Origin of the sequence: Sulfolobus islandicus Y.N.15.51 (assembly GCF_000022485.1) — an archaeon.
GTDB lineage: Archaea > Thermoproteota > Thermoprotei_A > Sulfolobales > Sulfolobaceae > Saccharolobus > Saccharolobus islandicus.
Genome location: NC_012623.1, coordinates 320,195 through 345,575 on the forward strand (window position 1 = coordinate 320,195; position 25,381 = coordinate 345,575).

General features: G+C 35.3%; 25 protein-coding genes and 3 pseudogenes. 10 read left to right on the forward strand and 18 right to left on the reverse strand.

All coding sequences use genetic code 11. The features are described from left to right. Positions 1-106: 106 nt before the first annotated feature. Positions 107-988: a hypothetical protein gene (locus YN1551_RS01735; RefSeq protein WP_012716668.1), complete on the reverse strand. Its 882-nt coding sequence runs from the start codon at positions 986-988 to the stop codon at positions 107-109. A gap of 218 nt (positions 989-1,206) precedes the next feature. Between YN1551_RS01735 and YN1551_RS01740 the strand changes: the two are divergent. Both YN1551_RS01740 and YN1551_RS01745 read left to right on the forward strand, forming a co-directional pair. Then, a pseudogene (locus YN1551_RS01740) lies at positions 1,207-2,087 on the forward strand (IS110 family RNA-guided transposase). Positions 2,088-2,240: 153 nt separating this feature from the next. Beyond that, positions 2,241-2,846, forward strand: a complete 606-nt coding sequence (locus tag YN1551_RS01745) for a hypothetical protein (RefSeq protein ID WP_012717082.1) — start codon at positions 2,241-2,243, stop codon at positions 2,844-2,846. Here the strand turns inward: YN1551_RS01745 and YN1551_RS01750 are convergent. Both YN1551_RS01750 and YN1551_RS01755 read right to left on the reverse strand, forming a co-directional pair. Next, entirely contained in the window at positions 2,843-3,322 is a 480-nt protein-coding gene (locus tag YN1551_RS01750; protein WP_009988366.1) for a dCTP deaminase, read from the reverse strand. The two genes, YN1551_RS01745 and YN1551_RS01750, sit on opposite strands and share 4 nt — an antisense overlap. A 44-nt stretch (positions 3,323-3,366) precedes the next feature. Continuing rightward, the gene (locus YN1551_RS01755; protein WP_012717083.1) at positions 3,367-4,521 is read right to left on the reverse strand and encodes an MFS transporter; all 1,155 of its coding nucleotides are present in this window, start codon (positions 4,519-4,521) and stop codon (positions 3,367-3,369) included. 557 nt (positions 4,522-5,078) lie between these two features. On the opposite strand from YN1551_RS01755, the pseudogene YN1551_RS16470 reads away from it, so the two are divergent. Next, positions 5,079-5,174, forward strand: a pseudogene (locus YN1551_RS16470) (IS5/IS1182 family transposase); the annotation flags it as partial. Positions 5,175-5,177: 3 nt separating this feature from the next. On the opposite strand, the gene YN1551_RS01760 reads toward YN1551_RS16470, so the two are convergent. The 6 genes from YN1551_RS01760 to YN1551_RS01785 form a co-directional block, all read right to left on the reverse strand. Continuing rightward, entirely contained in the window at positions 5,178-6,116 is a 939-nt protein-coding gene (locus YN1551_RS01760; RefSeq protein ID WP_012717084.1) for an ABC transporter ATP-binding protein, read from the reverse strand. After that, positions 6,091-7,110: an ABC transporter ATP-binding protein gene (locus YN1551_RS01765; RefSeq protein WP_012717085.1), complete on the reverse strand. Its 1,020-nt coding sequence runs from the start codon at positions 7,108-7,110 to the stop codon at positions 6,091-6,093. The genes YN1551_RS01760 and YN1551_RS01765 overlap by 26 nt, the downstream gene beginning before the upstream one ends. After that, entirely contained in the window at positions 7,103-7,966 is an 864-nt protein-coding gene (locus tag YN1551_RS01770) for an ABC transporter permease (protein ID WP_012714410.1), read from the reverse strand. The genes YN1551_RS01765 and YN1551_RS01770 overlap by 8 nt, the downstream gene beginning before the upstream one ends. Continuing rightward, entirely contained in the window at positions 7,963-9,024 is a 1,062-nt protein-coding gene (locus tag YN1551_RS01775; RefSeq protein WP_012717086.1) for an ABC transporter permease, read from the reverse strand. Before YN1551_RS01775 ends, YN1551_RS01770 begins: the two co-directional genes overlap by 4 nt. A gap of 26 nt (positions 9,025-9,050) precedes the next feature. Then, positions 9,051-11,108: an ABC transporter substrate-binding protein gene (locus YN1551_RS01780; RefSeq protein WP_012717087.1), complete on the reverse strand. Its 2,058-nt coding sequence runs from the start codon at positions 11,106-11,108 to the stop codon at positions 9,051-9,053. Between the two features lie 495 nt (positions 11,109-11,603). Next, positions 11,604-12,185 (reverse strand): class I SAM-dependent methyltransferase, encoded by a 582-nt coding sequence (locus YN1551_RS01785; RefSeq protein WP_009988357.1) that lies wholly within the window; start codon positions 12,183-12,185, stop codon positions 11,604-11,606. 85 nt (positions 12,186-12,270) lie between these two features. On the opposite strand from YN1551_RS01785, the pseudogene YN1551_RS17825 reads away from it, so the two are divergent. Continuing rightward, positions 12,271-12,645: pseudogene (locus tag YN1551_RS17825) on the forward strand (DUF929 family protein); the annotation flags it as partial. An 88-nt stretch (positions 12,646-12,733) separates the two neighbouring features. Continuing rightward, positions 12,734-12,979 carry a DUF929 family protein gene (locus YN1551_RS17830; RefSeq protein ID WP_187146882.1) on the forward strand — a complete coding sequence of 82 codons (246 nt, stop codon included), beginning with the start codon at positions 12,734-12,736 and terminating at the stop codon, positions 12,977-12,979. 127 nt (positions 12,980-13,106) lie between these two features. Here YN1551_RS17830 and YN1551_RS01795 read toward each other — a convergent pair whose 3' ends face one another. Beyond that, positions 13,107-13,313: a hypothetical protein gene (locus tag YN1551_RS01795; RefSeq protein WP_048051937.1), complete on the reverse strand. Its 207-nt coding sequence runs from the start codon at positions 13,311-13,313 to the stop codon at positions 13,107-13,109. 65 nt (positions 13,314-13,378) lie between these two features. On the opposite strand from YN1551_RS01795, the gene YN1551_RS01800 reads away from it, so the two are divergent. Further along, entirely contained in the window at positions 13,379-15,157 is a 1,779-nt protein-coding gene (locus YN1551_RS01800; protein ID WP_012717089.1) for a cation:proton antiporter, read from the forward strand. 90 nt (positions 15,158-15,247) lie between these two features. Here YN1551_RS01800 and YN1551_RS01805 read toward each other — a convergent pair whose 3' ends face one another. The 6 genes from YN1551_RS01805 to YN1551_RS01830 form a co-directional block, all read right to left on the reverse strand. Further along, the gene (locus tag YN1551_RS01805) at positions 15,248-16,006 is read right to left on the reverse strand and encodes a hypothetical protein (protein ID WP_012716661.1); all 759 of its coding nucleotides are present in this window, start codon (positions 16,004-16,006) and stop codon (positions 15,248-15,250) included. A gap of 29 nt (positions 16,007-16,035) precedes the next feature. Further along, the gene (locus tag YN1551_RS01810; protein ID WP_009992561.1) at positions 16,036-16,476 is read right to left on the reverse strand and encodes a hypothetical protein; all 441 of its coding nucleotides are present in this window, start codon (positions 16,474-16,476) and stop codon (positions 16,036-16,038) included. Between the two features lie 196 nt (positions 16,477-16,672). Next, positions 16,673-17,119: a hypothetical protein gene (locus YN1551_RS01815; RefSeq protein WP_009992562.1), complete on the reverse strand. Its 447-nt coding sequence runs from the start codon at positions 17,117-17,119 to the stop codon at positions 16,673-16,675. A gap of 1 nt (position 17,120) precedes the next feature. Then, positions 17,121-17,561 (reverse strand): cytochrome c oxidase subunit II, encoded by a 441-nt coding sequence (locus YN1551_RS01820; protein ID WP_009992563.1) that lies wholly within the window; start codon positions 17,559-17,561, stop codon positions 17,121-17,123. Beyond that, entirely contained in the window at positions 17,539-19,071 is a 1,533-nt protein-coding gene (locus YN1551_RS01825) for a cytochrome b (RefSeq protein WP_012717090.1), read from the reverse strand. Before YN1551_RS01825 ends, YN1551_RS01820 begins: the two co-directional genes overlap by 23 nt. A gap of 1 nt (position 19,072) precedes the next feature. Further along, positions 19,073-19,828, reverse strand: a complete 756-nt coding sequence (locus YN1551_RS01830; protein WP_012714401.1) for a Rieske 2Fe-2S domain-containing protein — start codon at positions 19,826-19,828, stop codon at positions 19,073-19,075. A 140-nt stretch (positions 19,829-19,968) separates the two neighbouring features. Between YN1551_RS01830 and YN1551_RS01835 the strand changes: the two genes are divergently transcribed. From YN1551_RS01835 to YN1551_RS01845, 3 genes are all read left to right on the forward strand, one after another. Then, positions 19,969-20,562, forward strand: coding sequence for a sulfocyanin (locus YN1551_RS01835; RefSeq protein ID WP_012714400.1), 594 nt, complete (start codon positions 19,969-19,971; stop codon positions 20,560-20,562). A 112-nt stretch (positions 20,563-20,674) separates the two neighbouring features. Beyond that, entirely contained in the window at positions 20,675-23,044 is a 2,370-nt protein-coding gene (locus YN1551_RS01840; RefSeq protein WP_187146883.1) for a cbb3-type cytochrome c oxidase subunit I, read from the forward strand. An 11-nt stretch (positions 23,045-23,055) separates the two neighbouring features. Then, entirely contained in the window at positions 23,056-23,625 is a 570-nt protein-coding gene (locus YN1551_RS01845; protein ID WP_012716658.1) for a DUF1404 domain-containing protein, read from the forward strand. Here the strand turns inward: YN1551_RS01845 and YN1551_RS01850 are convergent. Beyond that, positions 23,590-23,871, reverse strand: coding sequence for a DUF5658 family protein (locus YN1551_RS01850; RefSeq protein ID WP_048051935.1), 282 nt, complete (start codon positions 23,869-23,871; stop codon positions 23,590-23,592). The genes YN1551_RS01845 and YN1551_RS01850 overlap by 36 nt on opposite strands. Positions 23,872-23,993: 122 nt before the next feature. On the opposite strand from YN1551_RS01850, the gene YN1551_RS01855 reads away from it, so the two are divergent. Beyond that, entirely contained in the window at positions 23,994-24,401 is a 408-nt protein-coding gene (locus YN1551_RS01855; RefSeq protein WP_012714396.1) for a hypothetical protein, read from the forward strand. Here the strand turns inward: YN1551_RS01855 and YN1551_RS01860 are convergent. Beyond that, complete coding sequence (locus tag YN1551_RS01860; RefSeq protein WP_012714395.1) at positions 24,398-25,363, reverse strand: stage II sporulation protein M; 966 nt, start codon at positions 25,361-25,363, stop codon at positions 24,398-24,400. The genes YN1551_RS01855 and YN1551_RS01860 overlap by 4 nt on opposite strands. Between the last annotated feature and the right edge of the window lie 18 nt (positions 25,364-25,381).

A 25,381-nucleotide genomic window follows, 5' to 3' on the forward strand; every position in this document is an offset into this window, starting at 1 on the left:
ACTTGATTTTGAATTTAAGCAAAATTTATGAGTTTAAGTTCTGAGAAAATTGAGGGGATCTAATAAAGCTCTGATCTTTAATTTCTTTATCCGCTTGTAACTTACGTTAATCTTTTGCCTTTATATCTTTTATGGTATTGGAGAATATTGTAAATAGCACTATTAGTAGCATTATTGTCGCATTACCTATATAAGTATATGTGATCCCCACGACAGTAGCTATTATCGATACTAAAGTGCTCACTATAAATATTGAGACTTGTGTTAAAACTGCTTGTGTGACTGTGACATTTACATAAACATCTTTATTAATAATATATTGATAAATAGAATTAATATGGATGAAAACATAAGCCACAAGCACTGACTGTAAGAAAGTTAAAACTGAAATAGTTATTAAATCGCCACGGATGAAGGGGAATACATATTCAATTGATATGGCAGGGAGTGATAAGAGCAAGAATTTTCTCGTGGTCTCCGACTTCCACTTTAGGGCAATAATGGCACCAATTGCTTGAGCTAATATACTCACTACTAAGACTACAGTAATGTATTCTGGGAATGTCTCCTTGTTTACGTAAACAAGTTTGAGAAACAAAACGGTCGATGCATTAGCTAAGGCCATAACTGGATATACCCGTGTTTCTAAGAACATGAATATGCGGTTACTCTTTATATAGTTTACCCATACCTTAAAGGAATTGGTGGAAGAGAGGGTTATCTTAACGTCATTTAATCTCATGGATAAAAGGACTACTATCAATAGAGGGAATCCTATAATCGGTAGATAAGTTCTGGGCAAGTATGTATTAAATAGCCCCGCTATTATTAACGCGATGATAGAAGCACCTAAAAAGAAAATTTGCTGAATAGAATTATAATCTATGAATTCACCGTATTTGTCTAGTAAAGTTCTTGCATAATATCCTAATGATCTGATTACTGTTAAAATTAGGAAATCGAATAAAGCTATTAGAAGGCACCACATGCTTCGCCTCTTATATAAAACATATTACTCAGATCTGAGTAATACAGATCTGACTGGGGTTCAGGCCGTAACGCCTCTTGGGCTCAAAGCCCGATGGGGAGCTTGGCCGCCTCCAATTCGAACCGGAAGTTGGGCAAAAAGCCCGAATAAAACATAAGGGTGAGTACAATTGGAGGCACCCAGTTGCAGGAATAGATGTATCAAAAGATAAATTAATTATGTATTTTCAAGGTAAACTCTACGAGTTTACTAATGATAAGCGAGGTTATGAGGAGATAAGGAAGATCTTGCCTAAGGGTTGCAAGATAGGTATTGAAAGTACTGGAGTTTACCACATTAACCTAGCAAAGTACTTGATGGGCGAGTATGATGTTAGGATTATTAATCCCTTTATACTCAAGAAGTTCAAGGATTTTAGGGGTAAGAAGAGTGATAAGAATGATGCTAGCAGAAATAGTTGTAAGCATGGGTAGTGGGTTTACAACAAGTGAGGCTAGGGAGTTAACTAGCCAATGGGATTTTGTTACTAGGAGTATTGCTAGGGTTAAGAATAGGTTGAGGAGGGATTTGATACTTTTAGGCTATAAGGATAGTTTATCCAAGAAGAACTTGGAGGAGGTTTTGAGGGGTGGGGATAGTATAGTGTTGTCTGAGGTTTCTTTTGGAGGAGTTGGAGAGGCTTGAGGCTAGGAAGATTGAGGATAGGCTTAGAGAGTTAGTCCCCAAGGATAGTTTGATTTTTACTATTCCGGGTATTGGTAGGACGCTGGGTTGTATTATCTTGGCTAGGGTTGGTGATGTTAAGCGTTTTCCTAAACCAGAGTCCTTTGTGGTTTATTGCGGTTTAGATCCCGTAGTTGAGAGGAGTGGAAAGGCTGTAATAAGTAGGGGGATTTCCAAGAGGGGTAATAAGTACTTGCGTAGCTTGTTCTACTTTTTGGCAGTGAGGAATTATTCTAGGAACCCAACCTTATTGAAGTTTTATGAGACACACAAGGATAGGTTGAAAGGTAGGAAGTTGTATGTTGCTTTGGCTAGGAAGTTGGCAAGGGTTGTTTGGAGTGTATGGTATAATAATAGGCCTTATGAGCCTAAATAAGTAAGCCCTCCCCCGAATCGCCACGTGGGTTGAAAGGACCCACGTGGCAATGTTAGCTAGTACTATGCTTGAAGTTTGACCAAAAGGTTTATTACTGAACGCCCGTAGGAGCCTCCTCAGAAACGGGGTTGATCCCCTCTTTTCCCTACAATAATGAAAACGTTAGATTTTTTAATTACATATATCCATATCATAAGAGAAATGTTAGCATATGTCTTTTGGCATCAAAGAGCTAGAGATTTTCCAGCTAATGAATATGAAAGTTCGCTGTTGAACTTTCATGACTACTTTAATAAAAAAGCCAAGATTGAGGGCTATTTAGGATCCCTTGTAGTAAAGGTAGATCATGTCCCTTGGATTGAAGGAGAAGTTTATGAAGACTGGTATTTCATAGAAACCTCAAAGACATTGGATTTACTTAATGATATAATATTGGAATCAAATGATATAAAAGCAGTTCATGATTCTATAGCAAAGATTGCTAGAAACGGTAAGGGTGGGTTATATAAGCTCCTAAACGGAGAGCAATTATCCCCATCTTATAGATTTGGTTATTGGATATCTAAACCAGTTGGTATGAGGTATGAAGACTTCTATACTGAGATTAAACCTTTTTCACAAAATTTATGGAGAAAGCAATTAGCTATGGGCCCCCTTAGCGAGTTCTGTATATTTTCAAATGAATATTTTAAAGTTCCAGAAAAATATTTTCCGGTTTATCAGCAAAGAATTTTATTATACTCTTCCGTTCTCAGCTAGATTGGTATACCTCCTTGATATTTGCCACTATAAATCCTTTCAGTTTTCTGATCTAATTCTAAAAATATTAAATGATGAGTGCTAATTCCCTTAGCTAATGAAGAACCATAGACGGAAGTTATAGCTAAGTAAATCTTTCCCTTGTACCCAGCATCAATAACAGTAGGAGGAGCTAGAAAACCGTTCCTAGCCATAGTACTTTTTAAGGTTATCAACACCGCTAAGTTATCTGGCATGTTAAACTCCTCACACGACTCGAATAAGTAAGTATTAAGGGGTGATAGATTAGCAACCTCTTTAAAAGGTATTTCCCTAATTTTAGCCTTTATACTTGGTAATTTAGCACCCTCTTCAACTTCGTAGTATTTTTCACCACATATTCTTAAATCGTAGCCGTTCTCCCTTACGTTCTCCTCAACGTAATTCATTATCACTTTGCCTAACAGCTTTTTAATTGACTGGTGAGAAAGTATCATCAATGAATTAATTCGCGTGAAAAGCTAAAAAGGGATTCTGCTTATTATAACTTTACCTCCCTAAGCTTAGGATGTAATAACCACGAAGCTAAGACAAATACCATTCCCGCAATGCCTAAAATGATGTAGTATATTACGTTAATGGTTATCAAGTATTGGGCTAAGAGTATAATGAGTATCTCAAGTGAGCTTGTAACTAAGACGTCCAATCCTAATACACTTCCCAAAAACTCATCACCAACGCTTTGCTTTATTGTAGCCATTACGTAATTCTCGATAAAGCCACTCCCAAATCCGTAAAGCAATAATGAAATTAGCAAAACGTAGGGTGAAGGATATACTAATACCATGTAAAACAAGAAACCACTCAGTATGTAAGTAACTGCTATTTTAACTGGGTCTTTCATCTTAGTCATTATAAAGCTAGCAATAACTAATACGCCGTACAGTACAGTTTGTGATAGACTATATATTTCCTCAGTACCGTAATATACTAGAATTAATAAAGGTAACAAGTAATTTATAGAATAAGTTAGCCCGTCCGTTACAGAATATAACAATATTATGCCCCTAATCCTCTCATCCTTTCTGAAGAAATCTATTCCAGTAGTTAATTTAACCCTCTCGCTACCACCACCTATGTTAAACCCCTTTAGCATTGCCAATCCAATAAGGCCTAATATGGCAGTTAGTAACAAGTCATAAGCACCAATTGATTGATATATTAAAAACCAAATAGCACCAGACACCACTCTTGAAGCCATTGAGAATATTCTTATATAGAATATTGCCTTAGCCCTAACTTGTTCTGGAACTACAGCATAATAAGCAACGTAACCAACGTTATTTGACAATTCAACAATTATTGTCCTAATGTAGTAAACTCCAAATATCCAAGGTATAGAATGGTAAATAAAGGCTAAGGTTAAGGGTAAGAGTAATATGGCAGCCACACCCCTAGTTATGTAAAATAGTTTAGCCCTATTGTATTTATCAGATATATAACCCATGAAGTAAGAGACGAAAACTCTCACTAAAGGTCTAGCTATTACTCCTAATCCAAACAATGTTATCTCTTGACGGAATAGGAGAATGAAAAGCCAATAAGTGGTTAACTCGTTTTGTATAAAAGAGAATCCTGCAAATACACTAAAGATAGTAAACTTGGTGAATTGTGAATAGTGAAAAGGGGATGACATAGGTTTATACAGAAAAAGAAATTAATAAATATTAATGTGAGGGTGGGAGTAATATTATTTTCTCCAGATTCAAATACTGATTTCATAATATCCTTAACGTTGTTCCGTTAGTATTTTCACTAAATTATTAAGCATTTTCTGCTCAAAATCGCCATCATCAGAAAGCTAGAGACTTATTGAATTTACTTGTATATCTTTGTCCTAAATGTTAATTCTATCTTTACAGTCCCAACGCTGAATAAAATTAATCCCCATAGTTGTAAGAATAGCAATTATAGTACTCTTTTCTTATTGAGTGCAATACCATTTGATTAAACCAGTGTTAAGATCTTTAGCAAACCTTATGTGAGAGGATGGATTATAACTATTATGAAAAAGACTCTAGGACATTCTTTTTCTTTTTAGGAATTACCAACTTTATCAATATATTTTTCCTAAAAATTAGGTTTTGATGGTATGCCATACTCCTAGATATCGAATAAGATGACTGCAAGTGCTTTGCGGGTTGCTTCAGAATTGTACAAAAAGTTTATAGATTATTCCGTTAAGTATTACCCATGGGAAAGAGTAAGTACACTAGGGATTGATACAAGTACGACGAGAACGTTATAACGAGATATACCCTAATATTCCCCTTCTACGTCTTTGAACACTAGTCAAGTGTATAAATGACAAGCTACCATATGATCGTTATCAATAGTTATTAACTGTGGCTCTTTTACTTTACATATGTCTTTCGCAAATGGACATCTGGAAAAGTAACTACATCCTTTTGATTGGTTCTTCGAATCATCTATCTCTGAGATTTCAAATTCCCTTATGTTGGCTTTATATCCGTTTAATGGTACTGCTTCAATAAGCTTTGTGGTGTATGGGTGGAGTGGTTTCATAATCACGTTTTTGCTTTTCCCTATTTCAACTAATTTTCCGTGATATAGTATTGCTATTCTATCAGCCATATATTTAGCTACGGATATGTTGTGTGTGATAAATAGATAAGTTAGATTTTTCTGTATTTGTAAATCTAGTAATAGGTTTAAGATTTGTGCTTGTATTGATACATCTAAGTTGGACGTCGGTTCATCTAATACTATAAATTCTGGATTGCTAATTAACGCCCTAGCTATTAGTACTCTTTGTCTTTGTCCTCCAGATAACTCATATGGATATCTCTCCGTAATTGATGGATCTAATCCTACTTGCTCTAGGCTATTGCGGATTTTATCTATTACATGATCCGGATTAGCCAGTAAGGGTTCCCCAACTATATCCTTTATTCTCAATTTTGGGTTCATGCTAGAGTAAGGATCTTGGGGTACCAATTGCATTAGCTTCCTTATTTCCCTCATTTCCTTTTCCTTTAAGTTGGTTATGTCATTTCCCTTAAAGTAAATCTTTCCCTCATCAACTTTAACTAATTTAAGTATGGCTAATCCTAGTGTGGTTTTCCCACTTCCGGACTCACCTAATACTGCTAGAGTCTCTCCTTTAGTAATACTCAATGTTACGTTATCTATGGCAATCTTCTTCCCTTCTCTTACCTTGTAACTGACTCTTAGGTTTTCTATTTCAACTATAGAGGTGGCATGCGACACTGTGAGACTCACCTATGCTTTTCAATTTAGGTAATTGAGATTTACAAACTGACATTGCCAAATTACACCTCGGGTTAAATGGACAACCTTGAGGTAGTTCAAATATATTTGGAGGAAATCCTGGTATTGAAGATATTTTACCCTTCCCTTTGAAGTAATTGGGTATTGATGCGACTAGTCCCTTAGTATATGGATTAAGGGGGTTCTTAAGTATTTCCTCGGAACTAGCTTCCTCCATGACAATTCCTCCATACATAACAATTACCTTATCACTGATTTGGCTCACTAATGTAATGTCATGACTTATGAAGATAATCGACGATTTATATTCTTCCTTTAGTTCTAATAACATTTTCAATACTTGTGCTTGAGTTATTACATCTAAGGCTGTTGTAGGTTCATCAGCTATGAGTAGTTTAGGTTTTAATAGATAAGCCATCGCTATCATTATTCTCTGTCTTTCCCCTCCAGAAAGTTGATGCGGATATTTATCTAGAATCTCATCAGGGTTTCTGAAACCAACTTTCTTTAGGGATTCTATTAGTTGCTTCTCATCTCTAACTATCTCACTTTTATTTACTTTACCGATAAACCAGTGGCTTAAGGTATTAACACTATTTTCATTGGGTCTGTTCTTTATTATTTCTACCAATTGCTCCTTAACTTTTATTGTAGGATTTAAGCTTGTCATGGGGTCTTGAAATATCATAAAGATCCCCCTTTTGCCTCTGAACCTATAGAAATCACTTTTGTTTATCTTAGCTAGATCCGTCTCTTCGAAAATGATTTTACCCTTTTCAACCTTTGCATTATTAGGCAGTAAACCTATTATGGAGTGACCTAAGGTTGATTTTCCAGAACCGCTTTCACCAACGATACCTACGACCTGATTGTAATTGACCTCTAAACTCACTCCTCTCACTGCATACGCAGATTTATTCCCCTTGTAGTAAGTTATCCACAAATTCTCCAATGATAGTAATTTATTAGACATTTGTCCTTTCACCTAATCTTGGATCTAATATATCTCTTAACCCATCTCCTGCTAATGAGTAGCCTAAGGCCATTAGCGTTATGATTATTGCGGGAAATATTGATGACCACCAGTTTTGTGGAAGTGCCGAGAGGCCATCATAGACCATTCTCCCCAGTTCCGGAGTGGGCGGTGGAGCTCCTAATCCGAAGAACGCTAAAATGGAGTAATTTAATATTATTGTGCCCATATCCAACGTAGTATAGACTAATAATAGGGAGACTAGGTGTGGGATTATATGCTTTTTTATTATCTGAAAATTATTTAGCCCAGCTACCTTAGCTAAGGTTATATATTGCATGTTCTTTACTTGCAAGATTTGTGCTCTTACTAACCTAGCGTAAATCGGCCAATTTACAATAGCCAAGGCCAACGCACTTAAGTAAAGTCTTAGTGATAGATGGGTACTCCCTAAGATCTCACTTATGGCCAAGGCTAATAATATTCCTGGAAATGCTAAGAATATATCTGTAATTCTCATTAGAGCCTCATCCAATAGTCCACCGAAGTATCCGCTTAAAATCCCTATGATTGTACCTATGAGCATCGAGATACCTACGATTAGGAAAGGTATTGAGAAGTCTATACGTAAAGCCGTCAAAGATCTAGTAAAAACATCTCTACCTTCTTGGTCCGTACCGAAGACGTGATTGGAAGAGGGAGGTAAGTTAGCTTGGCTGAAATTGAGTTGATTTGGATTATAGGGTGTTAATATGTGTAAATCAGCTGTAGAAATTATTGTTAAGACTAAGAAGGAGAGAATAATAATCAGTCCTACGGTTAGGTTCATATTTTTGGTTATATCCTTTAGGTTCATAGTGCTTCCCTTATCCTAGGATCTAATAATGCATAGGAAATGTCTGCGACGAGATTCGATATTACAACTACAATTGTTATCACAACTGTAGCTGCTATTAACGTTGGTGTATCTAAGTTTAGTAAGCTTTCAGCTACTAAATAACCAATTCCGTAGTAGTTGAAAATGGTCTCCACTACTAAGCTTCCCTGCATTAGACCAGCAAAAATTACACTTATAAGCGTTATAGAGGATAGTAGCGCATTCCTTAACGCATGCCTCGTTATTACTATTCTCTCTTTTAGACCTTTAGCTCTAGCAGTCTTTATATAGTCAGTATTTAAGACTTCAAGCATTGAGTTTCTAGTGAGCCTAACTATTCCTCCAAAGCCGAATAGTGTGAGGGCTAAAGCTGGTAATATGGAATGATCTAAAGCAGATACGAAAGCCGGAATATCACCCACAAGTAATGAATTCAAAATTGGCATGTTATCTATGAACCAGAAATAATATTTATGCCCTCCTATTTGAATGTAAAACTTGCTCTCATGTAAGGCTAGGATTGGATTCATATAATATGAAGAAGGGAATACGTGAAAGTAATAGGAAAGGATTAGGAGTAATAATAATGCTACTATAAATGGGGGTGCACTTCTTGTTATAGTATATACTACTCTTATTGAGTTATCTAATAGACCATTGGGTTTCAAAGCGGATAAGATTCCTAGTGATATTTCGAGAATTATCTTTAGGATTAAGGCGATAATTGCTAATTCTATTGTAACTGGTAAGTATTCCTCTATCAATGATATAACTGGGGTTTGATATAATGGTGATATTCCCCATTTTCCAGTAAAGAAATTGCCTAAATAATAGTAAAGCTGGATATACCAAGGTTGATTTAAATGATAAAGCTCGGTTACGATTTGGATTTGTTCTGGTGAGGCTTCTGGGCCCGCCCAAACTGATGCTGGATTAGGAGCTGCGATATTGGCTAAATAAAAAACTATAATAAGTTCAGCCATTATTACTAAGAAAGCCTCAATAGCTCTCTTAATCAAGAATTTATAAGAAATCATATTGAAATTTACACCCCACTATCTTTTCAGTATAAGTCAGCATAGAATAACCCATCTAATCCGGGGCTATACCAGAATCCATGAATACTTGACGATGCTACCGTATAGGCTAAAAAGTCATCTAACCATACATACTGTGCTTGTGCTAAGGTTAGTAAAGTTATTTCATTATATATATGCTGTAATTGCTGGGGGTTATTGGTTCTTACAGCCTCTACGATTAACTGATTAATCGTACTATTATCTACGAAAGCTGGATTTCCGTGGTGTAATCTAGCTTGAGACAGTAAGTATATTGCTGGGTCTATGGGGCTGAGCACTGGAGGGAAGTTACCGGCTAATTGGAAGGCAGGATATGCTGATGAATTGGGTGGATTTATATACGATTCTACTATTGTTACCGCGGATTCAGGATTTAGCTGAACTGTTATTCCTATTTGAGCTAGCTGTTGTTGAACCAGTAATGCCTCATCTTGTAGAGCTGTACTACCAGTTTGATATGTTAAGGTAATTGTTGGGAAAGGTTTTCCATTTGGATTTACTGTAGTTCCATTAGGTAGTGTTAATTTGAATCCTGCTTCTTCTAGTAGTTGTATTGAAAGGGAGGGATTATACGTATAACCTATTATTGATGAGTTATAGTATGGTAATGATGGATCTAAAGGTCCAACATAGTTTATTGCAAAACCCTTATAGACTTGTTGTTGAATTTGTACAGGGTTTATTGCATGTGATATGGCCAATCTTACTGCTGTTATGTTAAATGGGTATTGATATGCATCTATTGCCAAGAAGTCTATTTGTGCTGAAGGCCCCCAAATATAAATTGTCACATTACCACTGGTATAGGTTGTTGGGAACGTCTTTCCATTAACCAGATTCTGAAGTTGTTGCACACCAGAGCTACCTATTAGCTCCTGTAAGTTTATCACGTCAATCTGCGAAATTTGTGCCTTCTCTTGCTGTAAGTCTAATATTCTTACTGCCTCGTTAGTTTGATAATCTATAATTATCGTCTTAATCTTAGGTGTCTCCAACATCGGATTTAGATCTTTTGTAGGGACTTTACTTGCCCAATAGTTAGGACTAGCATTTAGCACTACGTAAGACCCTCCTATTGGAGTTTCCAGAATATAGGGTCCAGAGCCTAAAGCATGAGTGGAAAGATAAGTATTAGAAGTATCAATTTGAACTCCGCCATTCTCATCAACAAAAACTGGATTTACTATAGCCCCAGTACTTGTGGAAAGCGCAGCTAGAAATGCTGAATATGGGTAATCTAAATTAAACTCTACGGTATATGGATCGATAACTACTACTGCCTGATGAGGATATGACATTACCTTCTGAATTGTGGTATTGCTTACATTAAAATGGGATAAAATATATGCCAAATCATATGCAGCTTGTTCCATCGCAATAGTTTTATTTGACGAAAAATTATATCCAGCATACTCTAATGCTTGTAGTATGCCATTAGGTAGCATTATTGTACCGTATTTCCCGTTGGGTAATTTTCCTACAAAACCAAGACCATTATTAACAGCTAAAGCTTGACTAGTATAAATTGATATACCTAAATTAATAAGCATCGTCCTGTATATTGAAAACCATACATCTGTAGCGTTAAGAGGATTACCATTACTGAAAGTAATAAAGGGCCATAGATGGAAGATATAAGTAGTACCATTGTTCTCTACAGTCCAATTTTCTGCCAAAACTCCAATAAAGGAAGATGTATTAGTCCCATTATAAAATACTAAAGTTTGATAAACATTCTGAATAATTTCTCCACCTGCTATATCATAGCTACTTGCCGGATCTACACTTACTGGTGTTGCAGCTTCTTCCACGGTAATACTAGAAGGTATTGAAACGCTATTAGGAGGAGATGTTGAGGAAGATGTTGATGGTAGGGTAGTTGTAGAGATAATACTAGAAGAAGTTGTAGTAGTGCTTATATTATTACTAGATGGGTGATTACCTAATAATACTCCAACAGCTATTCCAATTACAACAATTACAACAACAATTATTGCTATAAAGGTTCTACTTAAGCCCTTAAATGCCTTACGAGACTTCATAAGAGATTTATCTCCAAAAGTAATAAAAAAGCCTTATTTAGTTCATCTTAAAAAACTTTTTAATTTTAAAGGATCTTAGTTAAATTATTTAAAATACTATTGTAGGAAACTTTCTATGTTCTTTCGTTAGTGTTTATCATGAATTTATATAGAGAAAGGTAAAACTCCTATAATAAACATAAGAAAGCCCGATTAGAGATAAAAACTCTTTAATTACTTTTAAATGGGACTACCAATAGCTAAACAAACTTCTTAACGCAATATTCAATGAAGTTAAATGGATAGAATTGCCTAGTAGATTGATACTATAGGATTAAATTTAAAATATTTTACCGTTATGTTATCTCGTTAGAGAAAACAGTAGTACTAAATTTTAGGTATATAAAGATATCTATTTCTAATATCACTACTCCTATATTGATGAATGTCATCGCAATATTTAGTCCGATGATAGTGGTTTACCATACCTTTATGAGACGAATTCAAACTTATTCGTTATTTGCTCCAAACAAAGAATGAAAATCCGTTCTCCTCTCCATACCAATCTAATTTGAATTTATGTTCCAAATCCTTCTTTATTTTGCCTCTAAATACTAAAGTATCGATAACTACAAACTTTCCTTTCTCTTTTAACACTCTATAAACCTCATCACTTATCTTAACTCTACCGTCTTTACCAATATTTGATAGAAACATTACACTATATACAGAGTCGAAATAAGTATCTTGATATGATAAAGTGAATTGATCTTTAAACTCTCCTAACATTATCCTAGCTTTATCAATCTCAATATTCCTAATTAAATCATCTCTAGAGACCTTTTTCCAATCATCGACTGCGTGAAATTCCGCATCACTCATCAATCTTGATAAGATCACTGTAATTAGGCCATTTCCACAAGCTAAATCTAAAATCTTTTTTCCATCTCTTATTAATGGATACAGTCTCCTAGCAAGGTAAATCATCTCGTCAATGGATATCCCCATTCTCATTAGTGGCTTATATCTAGTGTCAACATTTTCTATTGTAATTCCAATTCTCATGAATTCTGGATGGGTATTGTTAAACATGCTCATTGGATAACTTCTCTCTACGTATAAAATAAAGATGACTACTAATGATTTAGGAAAAATTTTTAGACGTATGTTAGTATTATTATTAATGAATAGAAGAAATTTAATTACAGCAATAATAGGAATTATTGTAATAATAACTGGAGTTATTGCATATGTTACTCATTTTGTAGTGTCTGCTCAACATATTCCTGCGGGGAAATTCATTAAGATAAGTAATGTTGACTTAGCCCCAAAGGGTAAGGTGATAATAGTGGAGCAGTCTTGGTATGGCTGTCCAGTAGGTGCTGCGGCATCTTGGGCAATATATGATTTTTTGCAACATTATGGCAATTTAAGCTATAAACTATGGTACTCTGACCCATACCGTACCCCAGCTAATATTCCAGGGTTATTATTCACTAATTTTACGAGTAATTCTATAGTAGATTTTTATATAGCATACGTTTATAATGAGTATTTAAATGCCTCATACAATGGAACGCCTATACCTCAAAACGAGTTAGTTCCGGTTGGTGAACAGATAATTAAAGAGGAATATACGCAAATGGGTGCCCTCTCAAGTAGTCCATTACATTATCCAATACGAAACGCAAGTACCAATACAGCAGTATGGAGAGCCTTCAGCGTTTTATGGCAAACTATCGCACTTAAATTTTGCAATACTAATCTCTGGTCCGAATGGTACTTACATTGTGACTACACCGATAGTTAATCCTATAGTTCTTGAAGGGTATACGCCAAGTTACGTTCTCAATAATTTAGACCAGTTTCCACAAATAGTTCAAGCATCTTAAATGATACAAAATACCATATTAGAAGCTGCGGGACCATTGGCTGGAGAGTGCCCAACAATTTTTTAAAAAATAACTTTTTTATATTTAAATAGAAAAATTATTTTTAGTTGCTCACTAGCTTTTCCCCTTAAATTTCCTTTCTAAGTTCAATTATACTATTTAATATTCTTCTGGTCTCTGTTTGCCCTTCGATTGACATTTTATCTATGTTTTCAACTACGTAATCTATTAATTCTTCCACTCTATCACAAGCTTCACAGTCTATACATCTTTTACATTCCTCTGAAAGAGATAAAATTTGAGAATATATTTTCTTCAAGTCAACAACATTCATCAAATATATAATATTCTCTCGGTAGTAAATAAACTTTTAATTTCTCCTAAGGAGTTTGTTGTTTGATGGATTATGCATTACTGAGCTTAATGCTACTTTTTACCTTACTACTTGCATTCATCTTAACTAGGTTAAAGGTCTCACCAGTTATTGCCTACCTCTTAGGTGGGTTAATTGCTTTCAATTATTTTCATTTTGATTTTAACTCCTCATATTTTGAAATACTGAACTTCCTAGCCTTAAACTTGTTGGCATTTGAGATTGGTACGTCCTTCGATATTTCAAGAGCTAAGGAGTTATTTAGAAGGGCTATAGGAATTGCATTAACCGAGTTAATACTCATCTTGTTAATCTCTTATTTCATTGGCCTTTATTTACTCCATCTAGATCCCTTTGATTCACTATTTCTCGTAATGGCCTCCATAGATACTAGTACTTCCATTCTATACAAGATAGCTGGGAATAAACTTGCCAAGAATGATAGGGATTTGTTAATAGCAGTTGCCTCAGTAGAGGATGTTGAAGTTTTCTTCTTATATTCTGTTGCGATAGCCATTAACGGTTACTTTAACTTTTTTAGAACATTTTTCGTAGTCCTAGAAGTTTTTATAGCTTCCCTAATAATTTACGCGTTTGCAAAGTATTTTCTAACCGGATTATCAATATTTAGGCTCACTAGTTTGGAAGATGAGAGCATTTTGATATTATTGCCAATAGTTCTAGTATTTGTATTTGAGTACATTTCTCAAGTTACTCAAGTTCCAACTACCTTAACCATGATCCTTGCTGGTATAGCTTTTTCATCAATAAGTGGTAGTGATAAGATAATAAAATATACTGCACCCATAAGGGAGTTTGCTTTGATCTTCTTTTTCTTGTCAGTAGGGAGTTATCTGAAAATTACCACGGCCATAACTACGTTTATTCTAATATCCTTCATAATTCTTGTAATAAAGTATTTTTCATTCAGTACGGCATCTTGGGTTACTGGGACTACTTTCGTTAAGGCGTTTACTAATGGCTTGTACATGTTGCCATTAAGCGAATTTGGAATAATAGTATCGTTAGAGGCAATGCAACAAGGTGTGAATATTGCCATAGTCTACTACATCTCGGTAGTAGTAGTATTAGTGTCCTCAATCATTGCATCAATTTTAGCTGTAAGAGTAAACGTTCTTCAAAGAATTATTGGAATAGTTTATTCCCAATCATACTTTTTGAGACAGCTTGACTCCACGATGGTATGGCTTAACAAGACGCTTAACGCAAATCTCTCACCAATATTGAGATCAGTGGTGTTTAGGGGATTTGTGAAGATGTTTCTATATTTAATTCTACCTTATGTACTATTTCCTATTATAAACAGTCTAGTAACGAGTATAATAGATCCCATAAATAATTTAATTCTACAATATGTGCTTTACGCAGGAGAAATATCCATTGCCCTTTTCCTCCTATATTTATTTCTGTCACAAGGATCACGATTATATTCTACAATCAATAATCAAATTTTAGTTAAGATAACCAAGGTAAGGAGTAGACTATTTAGGGAGTTCTGGTTTGGACTAACTTCATTCTCTTCAACCTTCTATAGTGTAATACTTACTGTCGTCTATATTACTTTCGAAATAATTCCTCTACTATACAACTTCCCCATAAGACTTATATTCATCCCTCTCCTAGTAAGCTTATACTTTATATATAGATATAGGGTTCCTCCCATAACCTTTACGCGTATAAGTAATAAAAATGGAGAGGAATTAGTAAAGCTTACTGTAAAAGTTATCAAAAGAATGAGAAAAAAGAGGAGGCCCAAGGGAATATCAAGAATAATACATAGTTAATCTGACATAGGAGATTTTCACGACATTATTACAATTATAATAGATTAATGATTAATTACTATCAAGTAATCTCACACTATAACTTTCTTATTATTTAGTCATTCTCCCTGAAATGTTAAATTGTTTTAAACCGCCATTGAGTTTATGGAGTGAGCTTGATAGATGTTTTAGGAATATTACTGTTATAATTGGAAGGGATACGTAAGCTATAAACACTGCTTGCCATAGCGACGTTGTTAAGAATACCAGATTGCTTACTTCTATAGACTCAGCTAGCAAGACTGGTATTGAAACGCAACAGGATGCTCCAGCTATAATACCTATTAGTGGAATGAAGGCAAGATACCCCAATTTTTTATTTAAGGAGATAAGTGTAACTAAACTAGATGTTACTAAAATAGCTATATAGAGACCCATTGATATACTATATAGAGAAAGGTCAATAACTATGTTAGGCGGTATGAAGGCGGTTATGGTTGGGTTAAAAATCAATGATAAACCTAAGTTGGTTAAACTAGGTGAACTGCCAAAGGGAGTACTAAATAGGGAGACAAAGGCTGTTTGGGGATAGGATAGTGCGGGTTTGTAAATATAAGTTAGCAACTCGACTATAGCTATACTGTAAACTATGTAATGAGTTATTAGATAAGAGAAGAAAAGACCCCATTTTGTACGTTTCCTTTTATATAATCTCATAACTTGAAGTTCTCCTCTTAATATTGTATTAAAGAGCAAATATGTTAAAAATATCCAGAAAGTAACTATTGGGATTAGTTCATTAAATGGGAACATATAAGTTAATACTAGGCTTATGACTATTGGGATTATTGAAAGAAAATATAACTTCATAAATAAAAATAAGTGAGAAGGGATTAAAATTATTTTATCAAACTCAACAATTGACTTATGGATGGCATTGAAGTAGAGGCAGTTGCTACATAGCTGATATAGTATACCTTACCTCCATTAAGGACATAAAGAGATTCTGAAAGTCCGTGAGAGTAATATGATATTATATTGCTCCCATATTGTTCAATATTTCCTAGAGAGTTAGCGTAAAAGAAGTTCTGTGCTAGAGAAGAGGATGGGAAGGAGTATTGGGTGATAACCAATACATCTCCTTGAGAATCTATTAAAATTTCGGTCATTGTATTATTCCCAGTATAATAATTCTGAACACTCCAATTTCCACCTAGAGCCTTACTTACTGCACTAGTTGATATGAAGGGATTCCTTCCAGCGAGAACGCCAGATGAGAATACTAATAACACTATCACTACTATTACTGTTATTGGTACTATAATTTTACCTTTTTTCATTACTCTCTCCTAATACTATACTATCTAAAAGCTATTTAATAAACTTTTCTCCTTAATCATAAAAATTAGTATAACTTCCCTAATTATTAATATTTATCGATTTTGAGAGAACATAAATGGAGTGGATGTAACTTGATAATTCATATTTATTAAAATAATTATATTAAATAGAAATAAAAAAGTGATTAACTTTAGTTTATTCTGGATAATACAACTTATAAACAAGGTAGATAATTGACGCGAAAAGTAGCAAATCTGCTGAAGCTAGTATACCAGTAATAAATTGATAGGTTGACATGATAAACATTTCATATGTTACTATAATTGCAAATAATAAATCCAAAATTAATGCGACGTAATAATAACTCATTATGTTTATTGCTCTTCTGGTAGTTTGAACTTCAGATGGGGCTCTAAATTTAACTGATAAGAACACTATACTCCCCATGAAAACTGCGAAAACACCACCTGCTGCTATATAAGTTACACTCCATAATGTTTGCACATATGTTGTTATTGGACTTTGAGTAAGATATACCAAATTTCCGAAATCCCCTATCCATAAAAAGAAGAAGAAAAATGCCAATATCGTGACTATCCACAACACATAATCTTTTGGAGTCATTCTCTTATTGGTACTCATGCTAACTCACCACTATCAAGGTTCCTTTCATTAAGTAATGGCCAGGGCCACAGAATTCAGCACACCATATATCATATACTCCAGGTTTATTAACGATTATATAGAAATCGTACACATATCCCGGTATCGCTTCAAACTTGAACCCTAACTGCGGTATATAAAAGGCGTGAATAACGTCTTTTGATTGGATTTCAAGTACATAGGTCTGATTGGCCTTCAATACCAATTCATTGGTTGTGGTAGTCCCATTAGGATATACGAATTCCCAAGCGTATTGCATAGCTATTACCTTAATAGGAATAGCGTCTTGCCTTTGAGTAGTTGATAGATAGGCTCCAGTGTTTATTGAATTCAGATAAATATCTGAAAAAATGCCCAGAACTGTTAAGATTACAATTGCAAATACTATAGTTGACAGTTCAAATATCCTGGCTTTTTCCAATCCCCATCACCACGTTTATGAAAATTGAGATCGAAAACAAAATTAGGGAAGTACCTAAAAATTGACCTATTAAAAATTGGTTAATCATGGGATTGCTTGAAAGTGAAAACACCTCATATAGAGAATATATTAGCCCACCTAGTATAGACACGTTAATCAGTAGTACTGCTAGCCCACTTAATATCCTCCTTTCCTTATACTCAATTACCACACCTCCATCAGTTAATGGAGAACTCTGCCATTTAGCTAAAACTCTAGGTTGCACAACATATCTTAATAATGGCCAAATCACTGCAAAACAAACTAGGAAAATAATACCGTCAACCTCAGCTCCTATCGGTCCAATATCTCTTCCAGGTGTTAAAGCTGCCCAAACACTGTTAACTATAAAGCTGACAATGAAACCACTACCTATTGCAATAGACGCTGGCCTTAATGCTGGATGTGGAGCCTTATGCCTAAATATATATTCCTCTATAAATGGAAATAGCACAGTAACTACAACCCAGCCTAGGAATATCAGAGAGGCATTAGTTGGACTTACTGCCTTGTAGAAGAAGTAAATGAATAAGAAGTACCAGTCAGGGACTGGTGGAGTTTGCGCAGCTTCCACTGGGTTAAATGCAGGCATTATATATTTAGGAGTACCACCGGTAATAGCAATGTTAAATGGTATCGCTCCTGCTATCAGAAATATCGCACCAAAGGTTAGTAGGAATATCATTATCACCATCCCTATAGACCTCATTAACGGTTGAAGTTCCCATTTGAGATCAGACCTTATCTTATCTTGGTATTCGTCTATTAGCTCGGGGTAGCCTGGCCTAACTTGAGATACTGGTGGAGTTATGCCATGTTTTTCAAATATGTAAAGATGTAGACCTATAAGCGCTAGTATTAATCCACCTACTATCCAGTGAAACACGAAGAATCTTTGTACTAGAGGATCCACACCAGACATTATACCGGGTTGATCGGGATTTACTACAGTAAATAGTGAAATTAGATAACCCAAGTTAAATGGCATGTATGAGAATAAGTTTAGCCCAGTAGTTGTTGCAACCCATGAGATCAAGTTGTAAGGTAGTGAATATCCTAAATAAGCCTCAGTTAATGTTAAGCCAGCTAATCCAGCTCCAACTACCCACATTATTTCTCTTGGTTGTCTATAAGCTCCTACAAAGAAGTTTCTGGTCATGTGAACTAACAATAAGAAGACCATGGCGTAAGCTCCCCAGCTATGAAGACTAAATAATAAGGCACCGTACGGTATTTTACTTATTAAATAAGTGGTTGATGTGTATGGATCGCTTGGCGTATAGTAAAGTGCAACTAAAGCACCAGTTATTACTTCGAGTATGAACGCTGATAATACCAGCCCTCCTAGCCAATAATCTATCGAGTAAGCATATCTAGGCGCAGGTCTTAAAGTATGGCCGTAAATTCCTAACCTATCATCTAACCATTTCATAAATCTATCGAATAAACCAGCCTTTTGCTCATCTACCATGCTAACCACCCTTGCTGCAAGACGGATTAGAAGGTACGCTATAGTCATATCTAGGATCGTAAAGCAGGTTATCAGATGGGGTAGTTCTGGGTATTGATGCACTGAAATAGGGAGCATTAGTGCCTACTGCGTATATGTCACCAGAACTCTGATCATATTCTAATAGTATTATAGGGAGAGGTCTTGGAGCTGGTCCCCCAATAACTACACCACCCTTGGCTAGCAAGTACAAGGAACCATGGCATGGACAATGGAGGACTGAATTTTGAGTATCTAAACCTGGATTATTTTCAGAAGTTACTAAAACTTGTGCAGGGAGTTGGCAACCCAGATGTACACAAACATCAGAGAACGCGTAAATGGAGTTATTTGGACCTACACCACTTATGGTCTTCATTTGTCCTAGTGGACCCGCATATTGCCCATAGTATGGATTTGGTATTTCTGGAACAGGTTGACCTAAAAGCACTTGCAAGTCAACTAGGAAACAAGGTTCATTGGTTAATGGATAAGCGAAGAAGTAGACTGGACAGCCAGAACTTAACTGTTGCTGTATATCTTTAATATTAGCTATCTTATATTTTGGAAATCCAGCTAATCCATCAGTATTATTTACTACTAAGTATTGCTTTGACATGGTACCTAATTCATTGTAGAAATATGCTACGTAATCCGCTAATGGCTTTATTAAAGGGGCTATTGCAACTGCAGCTCCTACTATTAAATACAGTCTTAAGAATGTCCTTCTGTTCATCATTCTAATATACCTTGATAAGATATTTAAGTTTTATCATATAACATTATTAACTTATGTTTACATTCTTTAATATAGAATATGATTATGATACTCTACATAAGGTAATAAATTTATAAATCTTAGTTACAAGAATTTAGCATATGAAAGCACAGTCCTCTATGCTACCCGTAATCGTTGGAATCCTAGTTGCAATAATAGCAGTAGGAGTTTCAGTATACGCTTACTATGAATACCAAGTACTCTCAGCACCTACTCCAACAGTTACAAGCACTTCCACTTCAACCTCAAGCCAAATTCCATTGAATAATAATTCTGCAAATAAAACAGTATTTTTAACAATTGCCGTTTTAACGAGTGGACCAACTTTTAATTTTAATGGTACTAGCAATGGACAACTGAAAATTTATATCCCTGCAGGATGGTCAGTTTACGTGAAATTCGTAAATGAACAATCCTTGCCCCATAACTTAATCCTTTTACAAAACACTACCGCAACTCCTAGTAATCCAGATGTTGGGCAGTTTGGAAAAATATTATATGTAGTAGGCGCTAGCACCAGCAATTATCAAACCAGCGGAATTTCAAGCGGTCAACTAGATAGTGGATTATGGGGGCCATTAAACGCTGGAACTTACATGTTAGTATGTGGCATCTTAGGACACGCACAAAGTGGAATGTGGGCAGTGGTAATTGTTTCATCAAATGTGACTACTCCTTATGCTACAACAAGTTAAGTAGATAAGATACATGTGTTTTTTATTTAATAATCTAAGTAACTCTAAATTGATTAGGTTAGTTGGCTTTTAATAGAAAGATTTAAAAAATAAAATTTTAACACTTATTATGATGAACATAAAAAGAGTTTTAAAAGTAGCATTATACACGACAAGTGCAAGTGATATTGGACAAATGTATATAACACTGGGTATAATTGCACTATTAGCAGGTGCAGTAAACGCAGCCTTAATAAGATACCAGCTAACTTATCAAAGCTTAAGTGCCGTAGATTATTACAACGCTGTGTCATTACACGGTATCTTCATGATATTCTTCATGGTAATGCCTATTTCAGTGGGTTTCGCAAATTATCTTATTCCCAGAATGATAGGAGCCCATGATTTGTACTGGCCTAGAATTAATGCGTTATCCTTTTGGATTTTAGTTCCAGCAGTTTTCTTAGGACTAATAGCCCCATGGTTCGGCCCCATAAATACAGGTTGGTATATGTATGCGCCTCTCTCCATCGAGACATCAGTGAATTATGGGTTAGGTGTAACGTTAGTCGAGATTGCCCTTATATTATCAGGTATTTCATCAACACTAACAGGAGTTAATTTCCTTATGACTATTATAAAACTGAAGAAAATACCGTATTTTAAGATGTCATTATTTACGTGGTCATTCTTCGCCACTGCGATATTACTAGTGGTCGCAATGCCTCCATTAACTGCAGGACTAGTTTTCGCCTATCTGGAAAGATTGTGGAACTTACCGTTCTTTGATCAGGCTTTAGGTGGAAGTCCAGTATTATGGCAAAACTTGTTCTGGTTCTTTGGACATCCCGAGGTGTACATATTAATGTTACCTGCAATGGGGCTAGTTGGTGAGATCTTGCCTAGAATGGTCGGTAGGCAAATTTACGGTTACAAAGCATTGGCACTATCGTCAATGGCCATAGCATTTCTAAGCGTACTAGGAGTATGGATGCACCACATGTTCACAGCTATTGATAATACAGTAGCACAGATAGTGTCATCTGCAACAACAATGGCAATTGCAGTGCCTTCTGGAGTAAAGGTATTCAACTGGACTGCGACTTTATATGGTGGAGAGATTAGATACAAGGCACCTGCAATTTTAGTGATATCGTTTATAGCCATATTCTTGGTTGGAGGAATAACCGGAGTGTTCTTCCCATTAGTACCTCTAGACTATGCTTTTAATGGTACCTATTTAGTGGTTGGACACTTCCATTATATGGTGTTCGCAATACTATTTGCACTACTAGCTGGTTTGATTTACTATTTCCCATACTTTACTGGTAAGTGGTATCACGAGGATCTAGTGAAAAGTGGAACTATAATGATAGTAGCTGGTGCATTTCTAATAGCCACTGGTATGATTATTGATGGAGTTCTAGGAATGCCTAGAAGATATGCCGCAGTCCCCTCAGTAATTTACATACCATTTCAGCAAATGACTGATGTTGGAGGAGTATTAATGGGGATAGGATTAATAATGGCATTTGGTGATTTGTTATACTCATGGATAAAGGGTAAGGTAGTGGAAACAATAGATCCATGGAACGCCATACAGATAGGCTTACCAGATTTCTACATCAAACCAGTAAAATTACCATTAAGTTTTGGTAAGTCATTGGATGGCGCTCATTATGAAGAATATCACGGAGTAAGCTTCCCCTATTACAGCATACTTGGAATTGTAATGTCGTTTATACCTTTAGGTTTCATGTTCATGTTCATCAATTTAATACCAATTGGGATTATATTATTACTAGCTTTCATAGGAACTGGATTATATTGGGCATATGATCAATGGTTCAAACAAATACCTCCGCCTATGCAACTAGACGGTGGTTCACCAGTCTCAGCTGGTAGCGTGAATAATGGTATGGCTTTAACGCCTTCATTAGGAACTATTGTAATGAGGGATGCGAGGTCTGCAGTATTATGGTTCATATTAGCTGAGATATGTTTGTTCGGATCTTTTATAGGAGGATACATGTTTGTAGCAAGCCCAATTACTAATCCTATAGCGTATGCAAATGTACCGCCATTAAGAGTTGAGTACTTCCCGTTGCCAGTAATAATGACAGTTATACTGCTTTCAAGTTCCATACCAGCACATTTAGCATATGAAGAGTTTAAGAAAGGAGATATGAAGATGTTTAAGGCTCTAGGGATACTAACTGCGGTAATGGGATTCACGTTCTTAATGGGACAAGTTTACGAGTTTACGCACGTAATACACTTTACCCCACAACAATCAGCGTTTACAGCGTTCTTCTTTAGTACAGTAAGTTTACACGGATTCCACGTAATCATGGGATTGGTAGTGTGGGCATTTGTACTATTAAGGGCTTATAAGGGAGTAACACCATATGGGGGATCGGTTGCGGCAACGTACTATTGGCACTTTGTAGATGCCATATGGGTCGTAGTATTCAGTACATTCTACCTTCATCTTTTCGTATAAAAGGTGAAAAAGTGAATAATTATTTTTTTATAGCAGTTCTTATTTTCTGTATCTTTCTTATCGCGGTTTCTGTTAATCCATTTACAGAGGAGTATATGTTCATTAGCCCAATACCCTATATGTTAGCTCATTATTCACTTTTTGGGGCTGGTATTCTTCTTTCATATTATATCATAAGGAGGAAAATCGTAGACAAAAGTATAGCTGTAATAGTTGGTGCTTCAATTGCTTTCCTATGGCATTATTCATATTTTTTTAACTTAGGAGCTGAGATCTTATCTGTACGACTAATTGAGGAGGTTTCTTTAGTAATTGGAGGTTTAATGATAGGTTCTTCTCTAAAGGAACTTAGCAGAAACTTTAAGGTTCTTCTTTTAGCCCTATGGATGATAGGAGATAGTATACTTTCCTTAATATTAATGATAAGTCCATCACTCTATACTACTGTATATGCTCCCCAAGGGTTAGAGTATTTAGGTATAATCATGTTCTTAATGATGAACCTAATTGCGGTCTATTTACTGCTGAAATACGTAAATAATTTATTAAGAGATGAGAAAGACGTTGTTAATGAAAACTAACAGAGAAATACCTATCCCAAGAATGAGCACTAAATCGAGTTTAGTATATTTATAAAGAACATATATTAAACCTAACACGCCAACCTTTATTAGAAGGAATACCACAACGAAAATCGGAAATGGTAGTGATGAATATAACGCGTTAATTATTGGATTGCTTTCCATAAGTCCCTTAGATAATCCCAGTGCTGTAGTTATAACGTCAAGCATCATAAAAGTTGTTAGCGGTACTAAAAGGGTTTTCACAAGATAATATTTTAATTTTTACTTAAAAAGACTATATGTATTTTTATGTACTGTTATGTGCAGCTGTGTGCAATTGTATTTTGAGAAATTATTTTTAATAAGGGGGAGTATGATATTATAGTATGAGCTTAGAAGATCAAGTACTAAAATTCCTCACTGATATTTCAAGAAAGGAGGAAGAGATTGAATATTTAATAGTTAATATGTTTAAACCGCAATTGGAGAGCAAGGGAGTTAAATTAGCTAAAATAAAGAGGGAGTTTTTGATAGACGATGAGGGCATTTTAAGAATAGGATTCTCGTTACCAATCATGTATTATGAGGAGGGAGATGAGATTTACTTATTTTTAGCCAAAAACTACGCAGACTACTCCACTATAGAGCAGTTGTTAATTAGAGAAAAAATCCTAAAAAATAAATTTTCTAAAAAAGTGAGAAGTTTCTTGATAGTGTTTGCTATCCCTAAAAAATACTATGATCTAGCCTTAAAGTTGGGAATAGAGGTGATAAGTGAAAAAATTATTAGTTAGATAGAATTCAAATACCTTGCTAACTGAGATAAATACTCCTTAAATATTTGGAAATCACTTAGCCTATTTTCAATCCTAATTTTGAATGCTTCGTTATAGATATCGTATAGTTGAGGGTTTCCAACCTTGTACGCAACTGATTTTATCACATTATCTTGATCCTCCTTTGTCAACGTAGGCATTCCCAATTTGTTCCCAACTGCCGTAATTAAGTAGAAAATAGCCTCCCAATAATATCTCATAGCCTCAGCTAAGTTACCTTGAGTTTCGTAATAGCTTGCAGTGTTCCAACTCTGGTTGTATCTAGTTATATAATCGGCGTATGTTGGTTGTTGAATTTGAATTACATTCTGTTGTTGAGTTACTGGTGTCTTTACTTTAATGTATTTGTCAGCTCTTTTTTGTAAGAATTCGTAAAGGAAGTACAAGAATACAAAGGCTGGTATTGAATAAAGCCATAATATATACGGATTGCTTACGTAAAACTCACTTGATTCAACCAACGCAGCTAAGAATAACTCTATTGGGACAATTATGAGGGTTAGTAGACCTCTCACCCACTCCCTTGGTCTAATTACAATGTATAACCCACTGGATGCAGCTACGGCATAAGAGGGTAGTTCAAGCCATGAGTGTGGTAATGTCATTAAGCCTAAGGCGGACAAAATTCCAGGAACATTAAGACTAGATGAAAACGCACTTAAAACTGCCCCAGTTGAGTATATACTTACAGCCAATATGATCATTCCAACAGCAGGTATGAAATCCAAGAACGCGACCCTTACGTTGTTACCAAAGATCATTAATACCTTACCGAAATAAGATTGGTTTAATACTTGATTTTCCGTACTGTTAAACGCTGATACTAATGAGGGATTATTCTGAGGTATGCTTGAGGCTATTAAGAATAACACTACCTCAAATACGAAAACTATCAAGATAATCTTTGTTAAAACTCTCATTAAGGTTAATTCTGACTT

Excerpts from the sequence above, each read along its gene's own strand:
- YN1551_RS01735 (WP_012716668.1), bottom strand. The coding sequence starts at position 988 with ATGTGGTGCCTTCTAATAGCTTTATTCGATTTCCTAATTTTAACAGTA.
- YN1551_RS01745 (WP_012717082.1), top strand. The coding sequence starts at position 2,241 with ATGAAAACGTTAGATTTTTTAATTACATATATCCATATCATAAGAGAA.
- YN1551_RS01750 (WP_009988366.1), bottom strand. The coding sequence starts at position 3,322 with ATGATACTTTCTCACCAGTCAATTAAAAAGCTGTTAGGCAAAGTGATA.
- YN1551_RS01755 (WP_012717083.1), bottom strand. The coding sequence starts at position 4,521 with ATGTCATCCCCTTTTCACTATTCACAATTCACCAAGTTTACTATCTTT.
- YN1551_RS01765 (WP_012717085.1), bottom strand. The coding sequence starts at position 7,110 with ATGTCTAATAAATTACTATCATTGGAGAATTTGTGGATAACTTACTAC.
- YN1551_RS01770 (WP_012714410.1), bottom strand. The coding sequence starts at position 7,966 with ATGAACCTAAAGGATATAACCAAAAATATGAACCTAACCGTAGGACTG.
- YN1551_RS01775 (WP_012717086.1), bottom strand. The coding sequence starts at position 9,024 with ATGATTTCTTATAAATTCTTGATTAAGAGAGCTATTGAGGCTTTCTTA.
- YN1551_RS01780 (WP_012717087.1), bottom strand. The coding sequence starts at position 11,108 with ATGAAGTCTCGTAAGGCATTTAAGGGCTTAAGTAGAACCTTTATAGCA.
- YN1551_RS01785 (WP_009988357.1), bottom strand. The coding sequence starts at position 12,185 with ATGAGCATGTTTAACAATACCCATCCAGAATTCATGAGAATTGGAATT.
- YN1551_RS01795 (WP_048051937.1), bottom strand. The coding sequence starts at position 13,313 with ATGAATGTTGTTGACTTGAAGAAAATATATTCTCAAATTTTATCTCTT.
- YN1551_RS01800 (WP_012717089.1), top strand. The coding sequence starts at position 13,379 with ATGGATTATGCATTACTGAGCTTAATGCTACTTTTTACCTTACTACTT.
- YN1551_RS01805 (WP_012716661.1), bottom strand. The coding sequence starts at position 16,006 with ATGAAGTTATATTTTCTTTCAATAATCCCAATAGTCATAAGCCTAGTA.
- YN1551_RS01810 (WP_009992561.1), bottom strand. The coding sequence starts at position 16,476 with ATGAAAAAAGGTAAAATTATAGTACCAATAACAGTAATAGTAGTGATA.
- YN1551_RS01815 (WP_009992562.1), bottom strand. The coding sequence starts at position 17,119 with ATGAGTACCAATAAGAGAATGACTCCAAAAGATTATGTGTTGTGGATA.
- YN1551_RS01825 (WP_012717090.1), bottom strand. The coding sequence starts at position 19,071 with ATGGTAGATGAGCAAAAGGCTGGTTTATTCGATAGATTTATGAAATGG.
- YN1551_RS01830 (WP_012714401.1), bottom strand. The coding sequence starts at position 19,828 with ATGATGAACAGAAGGACATTCTTAAGACTGTATTTAATAGTAGGAGCT.
- YN1551_RS01835 (WP_012714400.1), top strand. The coding sequence starts at position 19,969 with ATGAAAGCACAGTCCTCTATGCTACCCGTAATCGTTGGAATCCTAGTT.
- YN1551_RS01840 (WP_187146883.1), top strand. The coding sequence starts at position 20,675 with ATGAACATAAAAAGAGTTTTAAAAGTAGCATTATACACGACAAGTGCA.
- YN1551_RS01855 (WP_012714396.1), top strand. The coding sequence starts at position 23,994 with ATGAGCTTAGAAGATCAAGTACTAAAATTCCTCACTGATATTTCAAGA.
- YN1551_RS01860 (WP_012714395.1), bottom strand. The coding sequence starts at position 25,363 with ATGAGAGTTTTAACAAAGATTATCTTGATAGTTTTCGTATTTGAGGTA.